Source organism: Bacillus stercoris (assembly GCF_029772985.1).
In the GTDB taxonomy this organism is placed as follows: domain Bacteria; phylum Bacillota; class Bacilli; order Bacillales; family Bacillaceae; genus Bacillus; species Bacillus stercoris.
The window spans coordinates 885,400-903,769 of record NZ_CP121861.1; the positions used below are offsets into that span (position 1 = coordinate 885,400).

General features: G+C 42.2%; 24 protein-coding genes. 14 read left to right on the forward strand and 10 right to left on the reverse strand.

All coding sequences use genetic code 11. From position 1 onward, the window contains the following. The first annotated feature begins 91 nt into the window (after nucleotides 1-91). Entirely contained in the window at nucleotides 92-727 is a 636-nt protein-coding gene (locus QA442_RS04485; protein WP_095431911.1) for an NAAT family transporter, read from the forward strand. A gap of 18 nt (nucleotides 728-745) precedes the next feature. Here the strand turns inward: QA442_RS04485 and opcR are convergent, their stop codons facing one another. Continuing rightward, nucleotides 746-1,303: an opuC operon transcriptional regulator OpcR gene (gene opcR / locus QA442_RS04490; RefSeq protein ID WP_095431910.1), complete on the reverse strand. Its 558-nt coding sequence runs from the start codon at nucleotides 1,301-1,303 to the stop codon at nucleotides 746-748. A gap of 263 nt (nucleotides 1,304-1,566) precedes the next feature. On the opposite strand from opcR, the gene opuCA reads away from it, so the two are divergent. The 6 genes from opuCA to sdpI all read left to right on the forward strand — a co-directional run bounded on the left by opuCA (nucleotide 1,567) and on the right by sdpI (nucleotide 6,136). Beyond that, nucleotides 1,567-2,709 (forward strand): osmoprotectant ABC transporter ATP-binding protein OpuCA, encoded by a 1,143-nt coding sequence (gene opuCA, locus QA442_RS04495; RefSeq protein WP_095431909.1) that lies wholly within the window; start codon nucleotides 1,567-1,569, stop codon nucleotides 2,707-2,709. 22 nt (nucleotides 2,710-2,731) lie between these two features. Beyond that, the gene (opuCB, locus tag QA442_RS04500; RefSeq protein WP_003228349.1) at nucleotides 2,732-3,385 is read left to right on the forward strand and encodes a glycine betaine/carnitine/choline/choline sulfate ABC transporter permease OpuCB; all 654 of its coding nucleotides are present in this window, start codon (nucleotides 2,732-2,734) and stop codon (nucleotides 3,383-3,385) included. A gap of 13 nt (nucleotides 3,386-3,398) precedes the next feature. Further along, complete coding sequence (opuCC, locus tag QA442_RS04505; protein WP_095431908.1) at nucleotides 3,399-4,316, forward strand: osmoprotectant ABC transporter substrate-binding lipoprotein OpuCC; 918 nt, start codon at nucleotides 3,399-3,401, stop codon at nucleotides 4,314-4,316. Between the two features lie 17 nt (nucleotides 4,317-4,333). Continuing rightward, a complete protein-coding gene (gene opuCD, locus QA442_RS04510) occupies nucleotides 4,334-5,023 on the forward strand; it encodes a glycine betaine/carnitine/choline/choline sulfate ABC transporter permease OpuCD (protein ID WP_095431907.1) in 690 nt (229 codons plus the stop codon). Between the two features lie 220 nt (nucleotides 5,024-5,243). Beyond that, nucleotides 5,244-5,516, forward strand: a complete 273-nt coding sequence (sdpR, locus tag QA442_RS04515; protein ID WP_095431906.1) for a sporulation delaying system autorepressor SdpR — start codon at nucleotides 5,244-5,246, stop codon at nucleotides 5,514-5,516. Next, nucleotides 5,513-6,136: an immunity protein SdpI gene (gene sdpI, locus QA442_RS04520; RefSeq protein ID WP_095431905.1), complete on the forward strand. Its 624-nt coding sequence runs from the start codon at nucleotides 5,513-5,515 to the stop codon at nucleotides 6,134-6,136. The genes sdpR and sdpI overlap by 4 nt, the downstream gene beginning before the upstream one ends. A gap of 46 nt (nucleotides 6,137-6,182) precedes the next feature. Here sdpI and sdpC read toward each other — a convergent pair whose 3' ends face one another. The 4 genes from sdpC to QA442_RS04540 form a co-directional block, all read right to left on the reverse strand. Further along, nucleotides 6,183-6,794, reverse strand: coding sequence for a sporulation delaying protein SdpC (gene sdpC / locus QA442_RS04525; protein WP_095431904.1), 612 nt, complete (start codon nucleotides 6,792-6,794; stop codon nucleotides 6,183-6,185). 42 nt (nucleotides 6,795-6,836) lie between these two features. Beyond that, entirely contained in the window at nucleotides 6,837-7,808 is a 972-nt protein-coding gene (gene sdpB / locus QA442_RS04530; RefSeq protein ID WP_095431903.1) for a sporulation-delaying protein SdpB, read from the reverse strand. Continuing rightward, complete coding sequence (gene sdpA, locus QA442_RS04535; protein ID WP_009968174.1) at nucleotides 7,805-8,281, reverse strand: sporulation-delaying system protein SdpA; 477 nt, start codon at nucleotides 8,279-8,281, stop codon at nucleotides 7,805-7,807. Before sdpA ends, sdpB begins: the two co-directional genes overlap by 4 nt. Nucleotides 8,282-8,502: 221 nt before the next feature. Next, nucleotides 8,503-9,036, reverse strand: a complete 534-nt coding sequence (locus QA442_RS04540; RefSeq protein ID WP_003243347.1) for a GbsR/MarR family transcriptional regulator — start codon at nucleotides 9,034-9,036, stop codon at nucleotides 8,503-8,505. 283 nt (nucleotides 9,037-9,319) lie between these two features. Here QA442_RS04540 and opuBA point away from each other — a divergent pair, with 283 nt between their 5' ends. From opuBA to opuBD, 4 genes are read left to right on the forward strand one after another with little or no spacing between them, the layout of a single operon-like run. Next, nucleotides 9,320-10,465: a choline ABC transporter ATP-binding protein OpuBA gene (opuBA, locus tag QA442_RS04545; RefSeq protein ID WP_095431902.1), complete on the forward strand. Its 1,146-nt coding sequence runs from the start codon at nucleotides 9,320-9,322 to the stop codon at nucleotides 10,463-10,465. Between the two features lie 14 nt (nucleotides 10,466-10,479). Next, nucleotides 10,480-11,133, forward strand: a complete 654-nt coding sequence (opuBB, locus tag QA442_RS04550) for a choline ABC transporter permease OpuBB (RefSeq protein ID WP_095431901.1) — start codon at nucleotides 10,480-10,482, stop codon at nucleotides 11,131-11,133. Nucleotides 11,134-11,144: 11 nt separating this feature from the next. Beyond that, nucleotides 11,145-12,065, forward strand: a complete 921-nt coding sequence (gene opuBC / locus QA442_RS04555) for a choline ABC transporter substrate-binding lipoprotein OpuBC (RefSeq protein WP_095431900.1) — start codon at nucleotides 11,145-11,147, stop codon at nucleotides 12,063-12,065. Nucleotides 12,066-12,081: 16 nt separating this feature from the next. Then, nucleotides 12,082-12,762 (forward strand): choline ABC transporter permease OpuBD, encoded by a 681-nt coding sequence (gene opuBD / locus QA442_RS04560; RefSeq protein ID WP_071580896.1) that lies wholly within the window; start codon nucleotides 12,082-12,084, stop codon nucleotides 12,760-12,762. A gap of 39 nt (nucleotides 12,763-12,801) precedes the next feature. Here opuBD and QA442_RS04565 read toward each other — a convergent pair whose 3' ends face one another. The 4 genes from QA442_RS04565 to rghR all read right to left on the reverse strand — a co-directional run bounded on the left by QA442_RS04565 (nucleotide 12,802) and on the right by rghR (nucleotide 15,910). Next, nucleotides 12,802-14,502 (reverse strand): methyl-accepting chemotaxis protein, encoded by a 1,701-nt coding sequence (locus QA442_RS04565; protein WP_095431899.1) that lies wholly within the window; start codon nucleotides 14,500-14,502, stop codon nucleotides 12,802-12,804. 133 nt (nucleotides 14,503-14,635) lie between these two features. After that, nucleotides 14,636-14,962: a catDE operon transcriptional regulator CatR gene (gene catR, locus QA442_RS04570; RefSeq protein ID WP_003242888.1), complete on the reverse strand. Its 327-nt coding sequence runs from the start codon at nucleotides 14,960-14,962 to the stop codon at nucleotides 14,636-14,638. 91 nt (nucleotides 14,963-15,053) lie between these two features. Continuing rightward, complete coding sequence (locus QA442_RS04575; RefSeq protein ID WP_014665398.1) at nucleotides 15,054-15,473, reverse strand: helix-turn-helix domain-containing protein; 420 nt, start codon at nucleotides 15,471-15,473, stop codon at nucleotides 15,054-15,056. 29 nt (nucleotides 15,474-15,502) lie between these two features. After that, a complete protein-coding gene (gene rghR, locus QA442_RS04580) occupies nucleotides 15,503-15,910 on the reverse strand; it encodes a transcriptional repressor RghR (protein ID WP_014665397.1) in 408 nt (135 codons plus the stop codon). A gap of 152 nt (nucleotides 15,911-16,062) precedes the next feature. On the opposite strand from rghR, the gene QA442_RS04585 reads away from it, so the two are divergent. After that, entirely contained in the window at nucleotides 16,063-16,296 is a 234-nt protein-coding gene (locus tag QA442_RS04585) for a helix-turn-helix domain-containing protein (RefSeq protein WP_003220031.1), read from the forward strand. A gap of 33 nt (nucleotides 16,297-16,329) precedes the next feature. Here the strand turns inward: QA442_RS04585 and QA442_RS04590 are convergent, their stop codons facing one another. Beyond that, nucleotides 16,330-17,103: an alpha/beta fold hydrolase gene (locus QA442_RS04590; protein WP_095431898.1), complete on the reverse strand. Its 774-nt coding sequence runs from the start codon at nucleotides 17,101-17,103 to the stop codon at nucleotides 16,330-16,332. Between the two features lie 148 nt (nucleotides 17,104-17,251). Here QA442_RS04590 and secG point away from each other — a divergent pair, with 148 nt between their 5' ends. After that, on the forward strand, nucleotides 17,252-17,482 hold the full coding sequence (gene secG, locus QA442_RS04595; protein WP_003220028.1) for a preprotein translocase subunit SecG: 231 nt from the start codon (nucleotides 17,252-17,254) through the stop codon (nucleotides 17,480-17,482). Between the two features lie 131 nt (nucleotides 17,483-17,613). Beyond that, nucleotides 17,614-18,354, forward strand: coding sequence for an alpha/beta hydrolase (locus QA442_RS04600; protein WP_003242610.1), 741 nt, complete (start codon nucleotides 17,614-17,616; stop codon nucleotides 18,352-18,354). Nucleotides 18,355-18,370 lie beyond the last annotated feature (16 nt).

The following is an 18,370-nucleotide window of genomic DNA, read 5'->3' on the forward strand; positions in this document are numbered from 1 at the left end:
AGGCTATAAAGGTTTACCGGGAAATCACCTCCGGGTAAAAGGGGGGAGAATAATTCTATTTCCTGTGCAGACACTACCAACAAGGAGGTATATGATGTTCGCATTCATCGTTCACGTCTTCATTTCTTTATTCGCAGTATCAAATCCGATCGGAAACGTACCGATATTTCTGACGCTGACAGAAGGCTATACATCAGCGGAAAGAAAAGCGATTGCCCGGAAGGCAGCTATTTTATCCTTTTTTATTCTCGCGGCTTTTTTGGTTTTCGGCCATCTTATCTTTAAACTGTTTGATATCAACATTCACGCGCTCCGAGTGGCGGGCGGCATATTCATTTTCGGCATTGCCTATAATCTATTGAATGCGAAAGAATCACACGTGCAGTCTCTTCATCATGATGAACATAAGGAAAGCAAGGAAAAAGCCGATATATCAGTCACGCCTTTATCCATTCCGATCATTGCGGGGCCCGGAACGATTGCAACAGTGATGAGCCTTTCCGCCGGTCATAGCGGCATCGGTCATTATGTCGCTGTCATGATTGGCATAGCTGCAGTGATTGCCCTGACCTTTCTCTTTTTCCACTATTCTGCTTTCATTAGCAGCAAACTCGGAAAAACCGAGATGAATGTGATTACCAGACTGATGGGATTAATCTTAGCCGTGGTTGCGGTCGGGATGATTGGTGCCGGGCTGAAAGGCATGTTTCCGGTCTTAACTTCATGATGCAAAAAAGCAGCTCCCTTATTTTAGAGAGCTGCTTTCTTTTGTTTTCGGCACATATTGAAAGATTTCCTCACTCTCAAAAAATTCAATCAACCTGCTCAGCCAGTCATAGTAATGAAGCCATTCTTTTAATTCATTCAGCAGCTGATTAACCTTCTCTTCCGCTTCCGGGGTGAGCCCGTCCCTTTGTAAAAGATCAGTCAGCTCCCGGTTTAATTTTTTATAAAGCACTTTGTTTTTGCTCACGACCTTTGTCCAATTGGCCACGAATAAAGAAATGAAGGTTTGATAATAATCCTGCTCGACGTCATAAAGGTCTTTTCGTACGCCTTTTTCAAACACCTTTTCGGCGATATTGGCATCGATCATTTCACGGACAACCTGGCTCATCCGTGTTTTGCTCATGCCCGTAGCCTCAGAGAGCTCGCTTAAGGTCATCGGTTTTCGATTCATATAAATAATTCCAAGCACACGTCCGACAGTTGAAGGCATTCCAAACGTATGCATATTTTCGGCAATCTTCTCAATGAGATGCTCTTCAGCATGTTCAATGATGTCGAGAGCGGTTTTTTTCACAGCTGATCATCCCTTCAAATGGCAATTGATGGTGTCAATATATCATATTTCTTCCTGATGTTGAAAATAGCTGAATGCAGAGGAAGTGGGAGGTATCCGGCGTAATTGTAAGAACACCCTTTCCGTCTCGGTCATAACAATAAATAATCTATAAATAACATATAATTTCAACACATTGTAAACTTTTTATTTTACAAAGTTCAAATTATAATAAGGATTATACTTTTCAGAAAATTTAATGGAAACCTGCGGAGGTGCACGGATTGCTGAAATTGGAACAAGTGTCAAAAGTATATAAAGGCGGCAAAAAAGCTGTGAACAGCATTGATTTAGATATTGCCAAAGGTGAGTTTATCTGTTTTATCGGCCCGAGCGGCTGCGGAAAAACGACAACGATGAAGATGATCAACAGGCTGATAGAACCATCGTCTGGAAGGATCTTTATCGACGGAGAAAATATTATGGAACAGGATCCTGTTGAGCTGAGGAGAAAAATCGGCTATGTGATTCAGCAGATTGGTTTGTTCCCCCATATGACCATCCAGCAGAACATCTCACTCGTACCAAAGCTGCTGAAATGGCCTGAGGAAAAACGGAAAGAACGGGCGCGAGAGCTGTTAAAGCTTGTGGATATGGGTCCGGAGTATTTAGACCGTTATCCCCATGAGCTCAGCGGCGGGCAGCAGCAAAGAATCGGCGTGTTGCGCGCGCTGGCCGCAGAACCCCCTCTCATTTTAATGGATGAACCGTTCGGAGCGCTTGATCCGATTACGCGTGATTCCCTTCAGGAAGAATTCAAAAAACTACAGAGAACACTAAACAAAACGATTGTGTTTGTCACCCACGATATGGACGAAGCGATTAAGCTTGCTGACAGGATTGTGATTTTAAAAGCGGGAGAAATCGTTCAAGTCGGCACACCTGATGAGATTCTCCGGAACCCGGCAAATGAATTTGTTGAAGAATTTATCGGGAAAGAACGCCTGATTCAGTCAAGACCGGATATCGAGCGGGTAGAGCAAATGATGAACAGAACGCCGGTGACGGTATCTGCGGACAAAACGCTTTCTCAGGCGATTCAGCTGATGAGAGAAAAACGTGTTGACTCGCTGCTTGTTGTGGACCGGCAAAACGTGCTGAAGGGCTATGTTGATGTGGAAATGATTGATCAAAACCGCAAAAAAGCGAGCATCATTGGCGATGTATACCGCTCAGATATATATACCGTTCAAAAAGGGGCGCTACTTCGCGATACAGTCCGAAAAATTTTGAAGCAGGGGATCAAGTATGTTCCGGTCGTCGATGAACAAAACCATTTAGCAGGGATTGTGACAAGAGCGAGCCTCGTTGATATCGTATACGATTCCATATGGGGCGACGAGGAAAACCAGCTCATGACGATCTGACCAGGGGAGGAGCTCTTTTAAGATGAATCAAATGATGACTTTTTTGCAAACGAACGGCGGAGAGCTGCTGTATAAAACAGGAGAGCATTTATATATTTCACTCATAGCCGTTGTATTGGGCATTATCGTTGCAGTGCCGCTCGGTGTTGCTCTTACCAGAATGAAAAAAGGCGCAGGTGCGGTTATCGGTTTCGTAAACATTGTGCAAACCCTGCCGAGTCTTGCGATTTTAGCCTTTTTTATTCCGCTTCTCGGCGTAGGAAAGGTGCCGGCGATTGTCGCTTTATTTTTCTATTCGGTGCTGCCGATCCTGCGCAATACGTATACCGGCATTAAAGGTGTAAATAAAAACCTGCTGGAATCGGGAAAAGGGATTGGCATGACCGGCTGGGAGCAGATTCGGCTCGTCGAAATCCCGCTGGCGATTCCCATCATCATGGCAGGGATCCGCACATCAACGATCTACCTAATCGGCTGGGCGACACTTGCGTCGTTTATCGGGGGAGGCGGCCTCGGGGACTATATTTTTATCGGCCTGAACCTGTATCAGCCTGAATATATCATTGGCGGTGCCGTGCCTGTCACAATTCTGGCCATTATCATTGATTATGTGCTGGCTGTGACAGAACGAAAGGTGACGCCGAAAGGCTTGCAAGGGATGAAGGAAGTTTCGTAAGGAGTTGGCACTGTTGAAAACGAAAAAAATCAAATGGCTTAGTGCGTGCGCTCTCGGCTTTGTCACACTGCTAAGCGGCTGTTCTCTGCCGGGACTCGGCGGCGCTTCAGACGACACGATTAAAATCGGGGCGCAAAGCATGACAGAATCAGAAATTGTAGCGAATATGATCGCGCAGCTTATTGAACATGATACAGATTTGAATACCGCTTTAGTGAAAAACCTCGGGTCAAACTATGTGCAGCACCAAGCGATGCTGGGCGGTGACATTGATATTTCTGCCACGCGCTATTCCGGAACTGATTTAACAAGCACCCTGGGCAAGGAAGCGGAGAAAGATCCGAAAAAAGCGCTAAACATTGTGCAGAACGAGTTTCAAAAGCGCTTTTCTTATAAATGGTTTGATTCCTACGGCTTTGATAACACATATGCCTTCACCGTAACAAAAAAGTTTGCGGAAAAGGAGCATATTAACAACGTGTCTGACCTGAAGAAAAATGCCTCCCAATATAAATTAGGCGTCGACAATGCTTGGCTGAAACGAAAAGGCGACGGGTATAAAGGCTTTGTCAGCACATATGGCTTTGAGTTTGGCACAACGTATCCAATGCAGATCGGGCTAGTCTATGACGCAGTCAAAAACGGGAAAATGGACGCCGTTCTGGCTTATTCAACGGATGGACGGATTAAAGCCTATGACTTGAAAATCTTAAAAGATGATAAGCGTTTCTTCCCGCCGTATGACTGTTCACCAGTGATTCCGGAAAAGGTGCTTAAGGCGCATCCCGAGCTTGAGGGTGTGATTAATAAGCTGATTGGGCAAATCGATACGGAAACGATGCAGGAGCTGAACTATGAGGTGGATGGCAAGCTGAAGGAGCCGTCTGTCGTAGCAAAGGAATTTTTAGAGAAACATCATTATTTTGACTAAGAAAAGAGGCGGATCATATGGAAGTACTACAGCAGCTTGGCACTTACTATTCGCAAAACGGCGGTTACGTGCTGCAGGAGTTTTACCGCCATTTTCTGATGTCGGTGTACGGCGTTTTATTTGCTGCCATTGTTGGAATTCCGCTCGGCATCCTGATAGCTAGATACAGAAGATTAAGCGGGTGGGTTTTTGCGGTCACGAACGTCATTCAGACGATCCCGGCTCTCGCCATGCTCGCCGTGCTGATGCTTGTCATGGGGCTTGGCGCTAATACGGTGATATTGTCATTATTTCTGTATTCTCTTCTGCCGATTATCAGAAATACGTATACAGGGATTATCAGCATTGAACATGCTTATCTTGAATCCGGAAAAGCAATGGGGATGACAAAATTTCAAGTGCTGCGGATGGTCGAGCTTCCGCTTGCGCTATCGGTCATAATGGCCGGCCTGCGCACTGCGCTTGTCATTGCCATCGGCATTACGGCCATCGGGACATTTGTCGGAGCAGGAGGTCTCGGAGACATCATCGTCAGGGGATCAAATGCCACAAACGGAACCGCGATTATATTAGCTGGAGCAATCCCCACAGCTTTGATGGCGGTGATTGCCGATTTGGTCATGGGCGGGCTTGAACGAGCGTTAAGCCCGATTAAAAAGAAAAAAGGAAATTTTATTATAGCTGATAGAAAAACCACCTCTATTTAAATACAACGGAGGTGGTTTTTTTAAATAAACAACATGTGTTAGTACCTGTTAAACATATTTTCCAGTGTTGAGATCATCCAATTATTTGAATAAAATACAAAAACATATATTATAACCAATTGGAGGGTTGTTTTTAAAAAAATTTCAAGTTATAATGAAAATAATACATTTATACAAATATCTAAATGTCTAAATGTTTTTTTGTAAAGGAGAAAACGCTATGAATAATGTTTTCAAAGCTATATCAGATCCAACAAGGAGAAAAATTTTGGATTTGTTAAAAGGAGGGGATATGACTGCGGGAGATATTGCTGAGCATTTTAATATCAGCAAACCGAGTATTTCGCACCACTTGAATATTTTAAAGCAAGCGGAAGTCATAAGTGACCACCGCAAAGGACAATTTATTTATTACACTCTAAATACAACAGTACTTCAAGACTCAATAAATTGGATGCTTAACTTTATAAATAAAGGGGATAACGATTTATGAAGAAAAATATAATTTCCATAATTATTGTATGTTTGAGTTTCTTGACTTCAATTATATTATATCAATACCTTCCAGAAGAAATACCGATACAATGGTCAGGAAATAAACCGACTGCAATTGTATCTAAACCTTTAACAATATTTATTATACCTGTTGTTATGCTTATTTATTATCTTACTTTTTATATGTTAACTATTAAGTCTACACAAAAAAATAAAGCATTGCTTTTCCTAGCTTCTAATAATATGTTAATCCTTTTATATATTTTACAACTCTCAACTCTATTGATAAGTTTAGGATACGAAGTGAATATTGATTTAATAATAGGGCTTGGTGTTGGTATCTTTTTAATTATTGGTGGAAATTCTATGCAGCTAGCAGACCAAAACCATCTTATTGGATTGAGGACACCTTGGACATTAAAAGATGAGACTGTTTGGAAACTGGGAAATCGCTTTGCCTCTAAAGTACTTGTAGTGTGTGGTTTTATAATAGCTGTTCTTTCATTTTTTACAGGAGAATTTATAATTCTTATTATGATTGTGCTAGTTCTTCTAGCATTAGTTATTTCAACACTAGCTTCATATCTTTATTACAAAAAATTAAACGGTTCAAGTTGAAAAAGTGTCTTGCGGAGCAATCCGCAAGACACTCAATTATAATGGATTATTGATGAATCAATTTTAGGGTTTTTGCAGCAGCCGCTTCTAAATCAGAATTATTAGAAGCTGAAGAGGAATATTTGGCAACGTATTTCCACACTGCAGTTGTTACCGCGGCAGCCGTTTGTAATGCAACTGCGTTAACGCCCACAACATATAAATATCCAGCTGCTACACAGACGGCATAAAGCCCACAAGATGGAGTAACTTTATCAGAAGAGTATTTTACGTTTTCATTTTTCTTAGCATATTTTTGGATAAGTTGGTCTGCTTTGGTCATATTTTCAATGAGTTTTTTAGGGTCTTTGCTGTCAATCGATTGTTTCAATTCATCCATATATTGTGGTTGATCTTTTTTTATAAATTTGACTACATCATTTACTAACTTTTTACCTTCTGTACTATTTGCCTCTTTTACGAGTTTAGGGTCCAAATCGTTTGAAATTAATTTACCAACTTCCCCTTGTCCAAATAAAAGTCCTCTAAAGTAATCTTCTCCAGAAAATGTATGGTTTTCTTTAGCAGATGTACTTGACTCCTTAGAGAGTCCTACCAATGAAAAAACCAACATCGTCACCATGGAAACAATCAATAGCCTAAGTAATTTACTTTTCAAATTATTATACCTCCATTAAGTTATTTCTCCATTATCTAAATGTTAGCTATGAAACAATTTTGTAAGAAACTTGACTGATTCACCTCCTATTCTTTTGAAATTTCTCTTTCCTTTTACATATATATATTTAAATAAAGGAGAACACCAATTCATAGTGATATTTTGTTGTACAGGATGCAGATATATAATTAATGCTGATATCATGATCAAGCCAAAACTTACAATACCAATGCTGAATATGATCCCAACATGAAATAATATTCCCAAAACAAGGGCAATTCTCTTTATTCTGATATGTGAAATTATACTTGCTGCTAAGAACAACTCAAAAATAGTTACTAACCAAGTGATGACAACAATAAAATTGCTTTCAAGTAGTGGATTCAATAAGTTAAGTTGATATTCAGGTAATCCAAACACCGGATCAGAAAAGAAATAGTAAATTGCTGTTCCTTCTGCCCACTCTTTATTTTTCAATCGCTCTAAAGCTGCGTTTAAATAAATGATAAAAACTTGAATTTTAATTATTGTCATTATATAAAACAATACTGTCTTCTTTGTGAAAGATTCATTATTGTTTTTCTTTATATTCCAATGATTTCGCCTTGAATCTAATAATGTAACAGGTAATATAAGAAAAGAAAGAACAGTTGCAATTTGCTCTCCACCATCGATAGTTAATGCTGAAGTTTGAATACTATAGCAAATATACCAGTGAAATAAACCGGTAAACCTAGGTCTCCACCCTATAACCACTAAGGTTAATATAAAAATCATTAAGTATCTTATAATCTCAAAATTGATACTATATTCTTTAGCAAAACAAAAAGCGGTAGGGATATAGACATTTTCACATGTGACATTATTTGCACTATAACTAAATAAAATATCAGTACTATTGAATAATAGTACTAGTAATGTTGAGAAACCAAGTAAACTTCTAAAAAGTGCATATGTATTTTTCCATGGATTATAGGTGTCAATATAACCTTCTAAACTATTTAATATCTTCATACTATTTTTATTTTTAGCACCTTTCTTTCAAAAGAGGTAGTTTGCTTAAAGTCTATCCAATACCATGAGAGTGGTTTTTGGCGATATATTAGGTATTCTCCTTTGCTAAGATGTATATAATCTTCATTTTTTATAACCTTAATAGGTTTTATTTGTTTCTCTAAATTTGTGCAGGAGTTGTTGTTTTCACAAGTTTTCCAATTCTTTGGATCGATATTCTCTACAATTTTGCCTAATTCTATTGCCTGAACTCTTCCTTCTCTTTTTATCCCAAAAAAATTATTGGGAAGTGCATTAGGTAACTTTAAATTTTCTTTTGTGTGAAATGAAATGTTTTCTTCTGTAGGGCTTTTACTATAAAAGCCAAAGCCTTGGGGAGACAATTGTTGCAAAAAATTTTTTTTGAACAGTGGATTCTGAGGTGAAATATTACTAAAGTAATAAGAAGAAAATAATAGGAAACATATAGTCATTACAGTTATAATTCCTTTTTTTTTGATATAGATTACCTCCTCTAAGCTAATATAATCATTTCAAAAAGATTATATAATAGCTAGTCAGAATAATCAACAAAAAATGGATAATGAATAAATTAATGTAAATTATGCATTATTTTGTTTGTTTTCTTGAAGTTTGATATTCAACCATTTGGGTTGGACTTGAAAAAGTTCCCAGAATTGAATTTGGGAACTTTTTACGGCTTCGGCACATATTTAAAAATGTCTTCGCTCTCAAAAAACTCAATCAAACGGCTGAGCCAATTATAATAATCGAGCCATTCCTTTAATTCCTTCAGCAGTTCATTCACTTTTTCTTCCGCTTCAGGAGTAAGCTCTTCATCCAACACGCTAAGCAGCTCCCGATTGAGTTTTTTATGCATCATTTTGTTTTTGCTGACGACTTTGCTCCAAGTGGCTGAAAACAGCGTGATAAACGTTTGATAGTAATCCTGTTCAACCTCATATAAATCTTTTCGGACGCCCTTTTCGAACACCTTCTCGGCAATATTGGCATCAAGCATTTCCCGCACTACCTGGCTCATGCGTGTTTTGCTCATGCCGGTGGCCTCAGATAATTCGGTAAGCGTCATCGGTTTTCGATTCATATAAATAATGCCCAGCACACGTCCGACGGTAGAGGGCATTCCAAATGCATGCATGTTTTCCGCAATTCTTTCTATAAAATGGTCCTCGGCTTGTTCAATGATCGTTAACGGATCTTTCTCCAACGGTTTCATCCTTTCAGCTAACAATTCCGATGTCAATATACCACATTTTTGATACGGCGAAAATGCTGTCAAAAGAGAATTTGGCAGGAAATTGGAGCAATAAGGAGATCAACACATGTCAATGCGGGTAAATCAGCGTTTACACATACTTTATAAATAATATGAACAAATTGTAAACTTTTTATTTTATAAACTTTAATCTATAATGGGAAGCATTCAATTGTCTGAAAAATTAAATTTAAACTGAACAAATTGAATAAATTTAATTTTGGAGGTGCGATGTTTGCTGACATTAGAAAATGTCTCGAAAACATATAAGGGCGGCAAAAAAGCCGTGAACAACGTGAATCTTAAGATTGCAAAAGGCGAATTTATCTGTTTTATCGGGCCGAGCGGCTGCGGAAAAACGACAACGATGAAAATGATTAACCGATTAATTGAGCCTTCCGCCGGGAAGATTTTCATTGACGGCGAAAACATTATGGAACAGGATCCTGTAGAGCTCAGGCGCAAAATTGGCTATGTGATTCAGCAAATCGGCCTGTTTCCCCATATGACCATTCAGCAGAATATCTCACTCGTCCCAAAACTGCTGAAATGGCCGGAGCAGCAGCGGAAAGAGCGGGCGCGTGAGCTTTTAAAATTGGTCGATATGGGGCCAGAATATTTAGACCGTTACCCTCATGAATTAAGCGGGGGGCAGCAGCAGCGAATTGGTGTATTACGGGCACTTGCCGCGGAGCCGCCGCTTATCTTAATGGATGAACCGTTCGGGGCACTCGACCCGATTACGAGGGATTCCCTTCAGGAAGAATTTAAAAAACTGCAAAAAACCTTACATAAAACCATCGTATTTGTTACCCACGATATGGATGAAGCGATTAAGCTGGCAGACCGGATTGTGATTTTAAAAGCGGGAGAAATCGTTCAAATTGGAACGCCCGATGACATTTTGAGAAATCCGGCAGACGAATTTGTTGAGGAATTTATCGGCAAGGAGCGGCTGATTCAGTCATCCAGCCCGGATGTTGAACGGGTTGACCAGATTATGAATACTCAGCCTGTAATGATCACCGCGGATAAAACGCTTTCTGAGGCCATTCAGCTGATGAGGCAGGAACGGGTTGATTCATTGCTTGTCGTCGATGACGACCACGTTCTGCAAGGTTATGTCGATGTTGAAATCATTGATCAATGCCGGAAAAAGGCCAATCTCGTAGGAGAGGTTTTACATGAAGATCTATACACAGTATTGGGAGGCACATTGCTGCGCGACACGGTCCGCAAAATTTTAAAACGGGGTGTCAAATATGTCCCTGTTGTGGATGAAGACCGGCGCTTAATCGGAATTGTGACGAGAGCAAGTTTGGTCGATATCGTGTATGACTCCCTCTGGGGAGAAGAAAAGCAGCTCGCGGTATTGTCATAGGGAGGGGATAAGTCATGCATCATATTGTTCAATTTTTGCAAACCAACGGAGGCGAGCTTTTTTATAAAACATACGAGCATATTACGATATCGCTCATTGCTGTTATCTTAGGCGTGCTGGTTGCCGTCCCCCTCGGCATTGTGCTGACCAGAATGAAAAAAGGAGCCGGCATCATTATCGGCATTGTGAATATCATTCAGACGCTGCCGAGTCTGGCTATCCTTGCCTTTTTTATCCCGCTCCTTGGTGTAGGGAAGGTTCCAGCCATTGTGGCTTTGTTTTTCTATTCTGTATTGCCGATACTTCGCAACACGTATACCGGCATTCGCGGCGTCAACAAAAATCTTCTCGAGTCTGGCAAAGGCATCGGAATGACACCGGCTGAACAAGTCCGCTTGGTGGAGCTGCCGCTTGCCGCGCCAGTGATCATGGCGGGAATCAGAACATCGACGATTTACTTAATCGGCTGGGCCACGCTTGCTTCTTTTATCGGAGGCGGCGGATTGGGTGATTACATTTTTATCGGACTAAATTTATATCAGCCGGAATATATCATCGGGGGCGCGGTTCCCGTCACAATATTGGCGGTTGTGATTGATTATGTGCTGGCAGTGGCTGAACGAAAACTGACACCTGCCGGCATGCAGAGGTTGAAGGAAGTGTCATAAGGAGGCGGCTTATGAAAAGAAAATATCTTACATTAATGATCGGTTTAGCACTTGCGGCAACATTGACGTTGAGCGGCTGTTCGCTTCCTGGTCTCAGTGCCGCTCCAGACCAGACCATTAAAATCGGCGCGCAAAGCATGAGCGAATCAGAAATCATCGCCAGCATGCTTGGCCAGTTGATCGAACACCATACTGATCTCAAAACAACAACAATTAAAAATCTTGGTTCCAACGCGGTGCAGCAGCAGGCTTTAATGAACGGGGAAATCGACATTGCAGCCACAAGATATACGGGAGACGCGCTGACAGGAACGTTGAGAATGCAACCGGAAAAAGACCCGGACAAAGCGCTGGCGCTTACTCAGCGGGAGTTTAAAAAAAGATACGATTTAAAATGGTATGACTCCTACGGGTTTGATAATACGTACGTCTTTACGGTCAGCAAAAAGCTGGCAGATCAATATCATTTAGAAACTGTATCAGACGTAAAAAAACGGGCGCCGCAATTAAAACTTGGCGTCGATAACTATTGGATGAAGCTCAAAGGAAACGGCTATCAGGATTTTACGAAAACCTACGGCATGACATTCGGCGGCACGTATCCAATGCAGATCGGCCTTGTGTACGATGCGGTGAAAAGCGGAAAAATGGACATTGTGCTTGCGTATTCAACCGATGGAAGAATCAAGTCCTATGGTCTCAAAATGCTGAAGGACGATAAACAATTTTTCCCGCCGTACGACTGCTCTCCGGTTGTTCCGGAAAAGGTGCTCAAAGAACATCCTGAGCTTGAAGGCATCATCAAGAAAATGATCGGAAAAATCGACACAGCCACGATGCAGGCGCTTAACTTTGAAGTCGACGGCAATCTAAAGGAACCGTCTGTCGTTGCCAAGGAATATTTAGAAAAGCATCACTACTTTGAATCGTGAAAGGGGGGTGAGGTCAATGAACGTGCTTGAACAGTTAATGACGTATTACGCGCAGAATGGCAGTTATGTCATGGATGAATTCGGCCGCCACTTTCTTATGTCGGCTTACGGCGTTTTGTTTGCCGCTGCCGTCGGGGTCCCGGCCGGAATCCTCATCGCGCATTTTCGCCGTTTGTCAGCCTGGGTGTTCGCCGTAACAAACGTTATTCAAACAATCCCCGCGCTCGCCATGCTGGCCGTCTTGATGCTTGTTATGGGGCTCGGCGCAAATACCGTGATTGTATCATTATTTCTGTATTCCCTGCTGCCGATTATTCGAAACACGTACACAGGGATTGTCAGCATTGAGCATGCCTACCTAGAATCGGGAAAAGCAATGGGCATGACGAAATTCCAAGTGCTCAGAATGGTTGAGCTCCCGCTCGCGCTTTCTGTCATCATGGCGGGCCTTCGCACGGCTCTCGTCATTGCCATTGGGATTACAGCAATCGGCACATTTGTCGGCGCCGGAGGCCTTGGGGACATGATCGTCCGCGGATCAAACGCGACAAACGGAACTGCGATTATTCTAGCCGGGGCGATACCGACTGCGGTGATGGCGGTGGCAGCCGATTTGCTCATGGCCTGGCTGGAGCGGGCATTAAGTCCGGTGAAGAAAAAAAGAACAAGAGCCAAACATGTTCAATCAGCTGCATAGAATAAAAAAAGAGGCTGGAGTCCAGCCTCTTTTTTCTATTTAAATTGTAAATTGATCCATCTTTGCATTAAGCTCCTTCGCCAGCCGCTCCAACTCCTCAGCATTTTGAAGCACTTGATCCATCGAATGGGCGGATTGCTCGGTAATTGAAAATGTTTCTTCAATGCCGGCGGCCGACTCTTCGGATACAGAAGCGATATTTTCAATCGATTGATTGATGGTAATCGATTGGTTTGTTAACTGCTTCAGGCCATCCGTAACTTCCTTAATGCTGTCTGCAACATGAGTGACAGATTGTTTGATATGCTGCATAGCCTGTCCGGTGTCTGTCAGGTTTTCCGTTCCTTTTTCGACTTCTGTAAAGCTGCTTTCCAAGTACTTAATAACGGAGTGGATTTCCTGCTGTGTCCCATTTACAATCCGGGTAATGTCCTGCACGGAATCAGAAACGCCGTCAGCCAGCTTTCTAACTTCATCAGCCACAACGGCGAAACCTTTGCCGCTTTCTCCTGCGCGGGCAGCTTCAATCGCGGCGTTAAGGGACAGCAAATTCGTTTGCTCGGCAATCCCGTTGATGACCTGAACGAGCTTGTTGATATCCTGAGAATGCTGTTCAAGTGATCTCACTTTATGCACGGCTTCTTGAACGATATGGTGGATGGTTTTCATTTGCTGTAAAGACGTATCCATATTTTCGTTTCCGCTTACCGCGAGTTCGAGAACGTTTTGAGACGTATCGCTGATTGTAATGCCGTGATTATAGGCTTTATCAATGCTTTCGGTAAACTCATTCATCGATTCGGCAATCGTTACAGCGTCTTGGGCCTGCTGTTCAGAGCCCTCAGCCATTTCGTTCATCGTTTCAGTAATATGTTTGCTGCCGGATCTTGTTTCATTCGTTGCGGTAGCAAGCACCTGTGAAGAAGAAAGAACCCGGCTTGAGATGTCTTTAGAATATCCGACAATATCTCTCAGATTCCCTACCATTTTTTGCAGGGCTTCATTCAGGTCGCCCAGCTCGTCTTTTGAGTTGAGCGGCTCCATGTCGTTCGACAAATCTCCCTCGGCAATATGATTGGCAGACTCCTTCATGCGAATGATAGGCTTTACAATGTTTCGCGCGATATAAAGCCAGATGAAAATGCTGACGATGATCGAAGCTGCCACAAGCAGAGCAGTATAAATGAGCCCTTTTTGATAGACGGCCTTCGTTTCTTTTACTGCTGTGTTGCTGCCTTCTTTATTGTAGTCAACAAGCTGAGTGATTGTTTTTTTCATATCCTCAAAACTGGTCTCAGTTTGGACCAATAAACCTCTTGCTTTGTCCATGTCATTAGTGCGGCCGCTCTCGATTATTTGCGCATGAATATCGATATAGGTGTTCACTTCAGTTTGAAGCTGCTCGAACAGTTTCTGCTCTTTATCAGTGGAGATCGTTTTTTTATAGCTATCAAGCTTTTGGTTAATGTCTTCCATGATTTGATTCATTTCTTGATCAAGTGTATCCATTTTACTTTTGTCTGTATAAATCAGAAAATCCTTTTCTTTAGAAGACAGGTGCTCAGTTACATAATTAATTGAAGTGATTCCTTTGATGCCGTCAATCCATTTCGTGTTGATTTCATCTGTTTTTTGAATGATATGCTGCATATTAAGAACGCCTATTCCGCCTACAAGTAAATTGATCAGGATCAGTGTCAAAAATACCAGGCTGAATTTGCGGGAAATCGTCAGTCGCATATAGTGGTCTCCTTTAAAATCGTAATGTGTGGATGTACTATATATCGGCTGAGATATCTTTTTTTCACCTGGAAAATAAAAAAATAAAAAACGGTTCTTTTTCTCGTCTTTGAGATCAGAACCGTTTTAGCAATTAGTCAAGAAAGGAAGGGTCAATCCATTCAGTCGCCCATTTAGAAATCTCGCCTAAAATGGGGGCTAGCGCCTTTCCTTTATCGGTCAATGAATATTCGATGCGAACCGGAGTTTCAGGGATGACATCCCGCTTTACTACTCCTTCAAGCTCAAGTTCTTTCAGCCGTTCTGACAGAACTCTGCCGCTTAGATTTGGAAGTGCTGCTTCAATTTCGCTAAATCGCTGCGACCCGTTTAAGAGCTGAAATACGATTAAAGCGACCCAGCGTTTACTTAAGATGTCGACTGCTTTTTCAAATCTAGGACACATTTCTGATTGGTTCATACTTTTCACCTCGTCTGTCACTATTATAACGCAAATAACGAGGGAAGGTATGCAAGCGTGATTGATGAAATGCAGAAAGAGGAACAAGGGATTATGAGGAAGAAGCGCGTTTTTTTGCTTCCGAAGATAAAAAATCGAAGTATTTGCTGAGATTTTCAATATCCTGCTTTGAAAGATGTTCCCATTTTCGGCTATTGAAAATCGGGAGGTGCTCCGCTCCGCGCGTGACAGCCGTCTGGTAAATGTCATAAACGGACTGATAGCTTTCAGATGCTTCGCGGATTTCTTTAGGAAAGGCCTGAATATGGCCTGCGGCGGCCATTAGGTCTTCGTACGGCACCTTCAGGACGGACGCCAGTTTTTTGATCGTGGCGGGTTTTGGCGTCCCGCGTTTGCCGTTTTCAATTTTTGAAATGGTGGCCGAGCTGATGCCTGAGTACACCGCAAGCTGATTCACTGTCAGTTTGCGGGCGCGGCGCAGCTCCCGTAATTGCTGTCCGAACGGTGACATGGTCTATCGCCTCTCATTTCTATCAATAGTCAGTCATCAGCAGACCGTTTTTTGGCTTCGTCTGAAATAAACGAAAAATAATGATCGAGCATGAGCAAATCTTCTTTATTGAGATATTGCCATTTTTCGTTCTCAAGAAGCGCAAGGTTTTTCAGGTCATAGGCCTCCGCTTTTTCGAGCAGCTTGCATTTTGTTTCATAAGGGGCCTTGGCTTCATGCACTTCTTCGATATAACCAGCCTTGTACATAAGCCCCTCATAAGGAATTTTTAAGGCCTCCGCCAGTTTTTTGATGGTGGCGGGTTTGGGAACACCCCGTTTTCCGTTTTCGATTCTGGAGATGCCGGCCGCGCTTACGCCTGAATAAGTCGCCAGCTGGTTGACCGTTAACTTTCTCTCCTCGCGCAATGCCCGCAATTGTTCGCCAAAGCTTTCCATATGTCTCACCCCGTCCCTCACTGTTACTCATATTTTAGTATGTTTATTGACTAAAGGGAATAGGTAGACTGGAAATGTATTGACAAAAGTTAACATAAGCCGTAATGTAAAACTATAGAAAAAAGTTTTTTCAGGAATGGAAGGTGAGGAAAGTGCCAGTAGAAAAGATACAGATTAGACGTGATTATGTCTTGCAGTATATGGTTAATAACGATTATTCCCTTAATCAGCTTGCGCTGGAAATCGGAGTCTCACCCGCCACACTGAGCCGCGTGCTGAATGGTGAAAGGAGGCCGGGGCAGCTTGTGATTGGTAAAATGCTTCACTACTTTAATTTGAAATTTGAGGATCTTTTTTACTATGATTTTATTGACAAAAGTCAATAAAAGAGAAAAAACGCAAGAAGATCCAAGCGTTTTCTATCTTGAATGATGTGTCAGCACAAACCCTGTCACCAGTTCATTGCACGTTTTCCATTGTTTTGTCGGCAATTGATGTCCCTGATATTCCAATCTGAAAAATTCGGCATGGCTGCACGCCCTTCGGTAATAGCCCGCGTTTGTAAAGGTCCAGTCCCGCAGGCCGCCATACATAAAAAGCATTGGCATGTTTAGCCGGGGCAGCTGTTCAATGCAGTTGTAGCCTAGCGAATCCTGATAATACTGATGCCAATGGGTCTGGTCTGCTTTTTTCATATGGCCTGCTAATATGCTGCGAAGCCGTCTGTCTTTTGTGTGGCTCCCAGCGAGGATTCTCATGAGCAAACCGGGGTTTTTTTCAAGCAGATACATTCCCAGTTTGTGAAGCTTCTGGCCAATTACATTATGAACAGCGGGGTAGGCGCCGGACAGAATCAGGTGTGAGACTTTGTCCGGGCGGGTGAAGCCGATGTGCTGCGCGATTAAGCCCCCGGCAGAATACCCGAATAACACAGCTTTATCAATGGATAAAGCGTCCATTAATTGTACGATCTCGTTCGCATAATAGGAAATAGAAGCGGGTTCACCCGTGTGTTCACTGTCACCGTGCCCGCTTAAATCGGGAAAAATCACCCTGAAATGCTCTGAAAGAAGGCGTTGATAATAAAAAACCTTGCGTCCCATGCCGGGCGGGTGGATAAAAATGATAGGGATTCCCTGTCCATATTCTTCATAAAAAAGATGTTTCCTGCTGACTATGCTGATAAGCGGCATCGCTTTTCTCCTTTGACATTTTCATATGAATAGGGTAACCAAAACAAAACGTCTTATCCGGCCTTTTGGCGTCTGATACAGCGTGACATGCCAACCCTTTTCATGTAAAATAGAAGTAATGTAGCCAGTGAGTCTGGAGGTGTAAGGGATGCACGCAGTTTTGATTACCTTATTGGTTATCGTCAGCATTGCACTTATTATTGTCGTTTTGCTTCAATCCAGTAAAAGCGCCGGTTTATCTGGTGCGATTTCAGGCGGAGCGGAGCAGCTCTTCGGGAAACAAAAAGCAAGAGGTCTTGATTTAATTTTGCACCGCATTACGGTAGTGCTGGCAGTCTTGTTTTTCGTGTTAACGATTGCGCTTGCTTATATCCTATAGGGCAATGTTTGTATAAGGTCTGATGTGAAGTCAGGCCTTTTTCACGTTTCTGGCTGATATTCAAAACGTTTTTTTCTGATTAAACTGTGGAAAACTATAATGATCGTGCAGATAGAAAGGGAGACATGAGCATGAAAGTTGTGACACCAAAACCATTTACATTTAAAGGCGGGGACAAAGCGGTGCTTTTGCTGCATGGCTTTACAGGAAATACAGCGGATGTAAGGATGCTGGGACGATATTTGAATGAACGGGGCTATACGTGCCACGCGCCTCAGTATGAAGGACATGGCGTCCCGCCTGAAGAACTTGTACATACGGGGCCTGAAGACTGGTGGAAAAACGTAATGGATGGCTATGAATACTTAAAATCTGAAGGCTATGAGAGCATTGCTGCCTGCGGACTGTCGCTTGGCGGGGTTTTTTCGCTGAAATTGGGTTACACTGTACCCATAAAGGGAATTGTCCCAATGTGCGCACCGATGCATATTAAGAGTGAAGAGGTCATGTATCAAGGCGTTCTTTCATACGCTCGCAATTATAAAAAGTTTGAGGGGAAAAGCCCTGAGCAAATTGAAGAGGAAATGAAAGAATTTGAAAAAACGCCGATGAATACCCTCAAGGCGCTGCAAGACTTAATTGCTGATGTGCGGAACAATGTCGATATGATTTATTCACCGACATTTGTGGTGCAGGCCCGTCATGACCACATGATTAATACCGAAAGCGCCAATATTATTTACAACGAAGTGGAAACTGATGATAAACAGCTGAAATGGTACGAGGAATCAGGCCATGTCATTACACTCGACAAAGAACGTGACCTCGTCCATCAGGATGTGTATGAATTTTTAGAGAAGCTCGATTGGTAATCAACAGGAGGTCGGA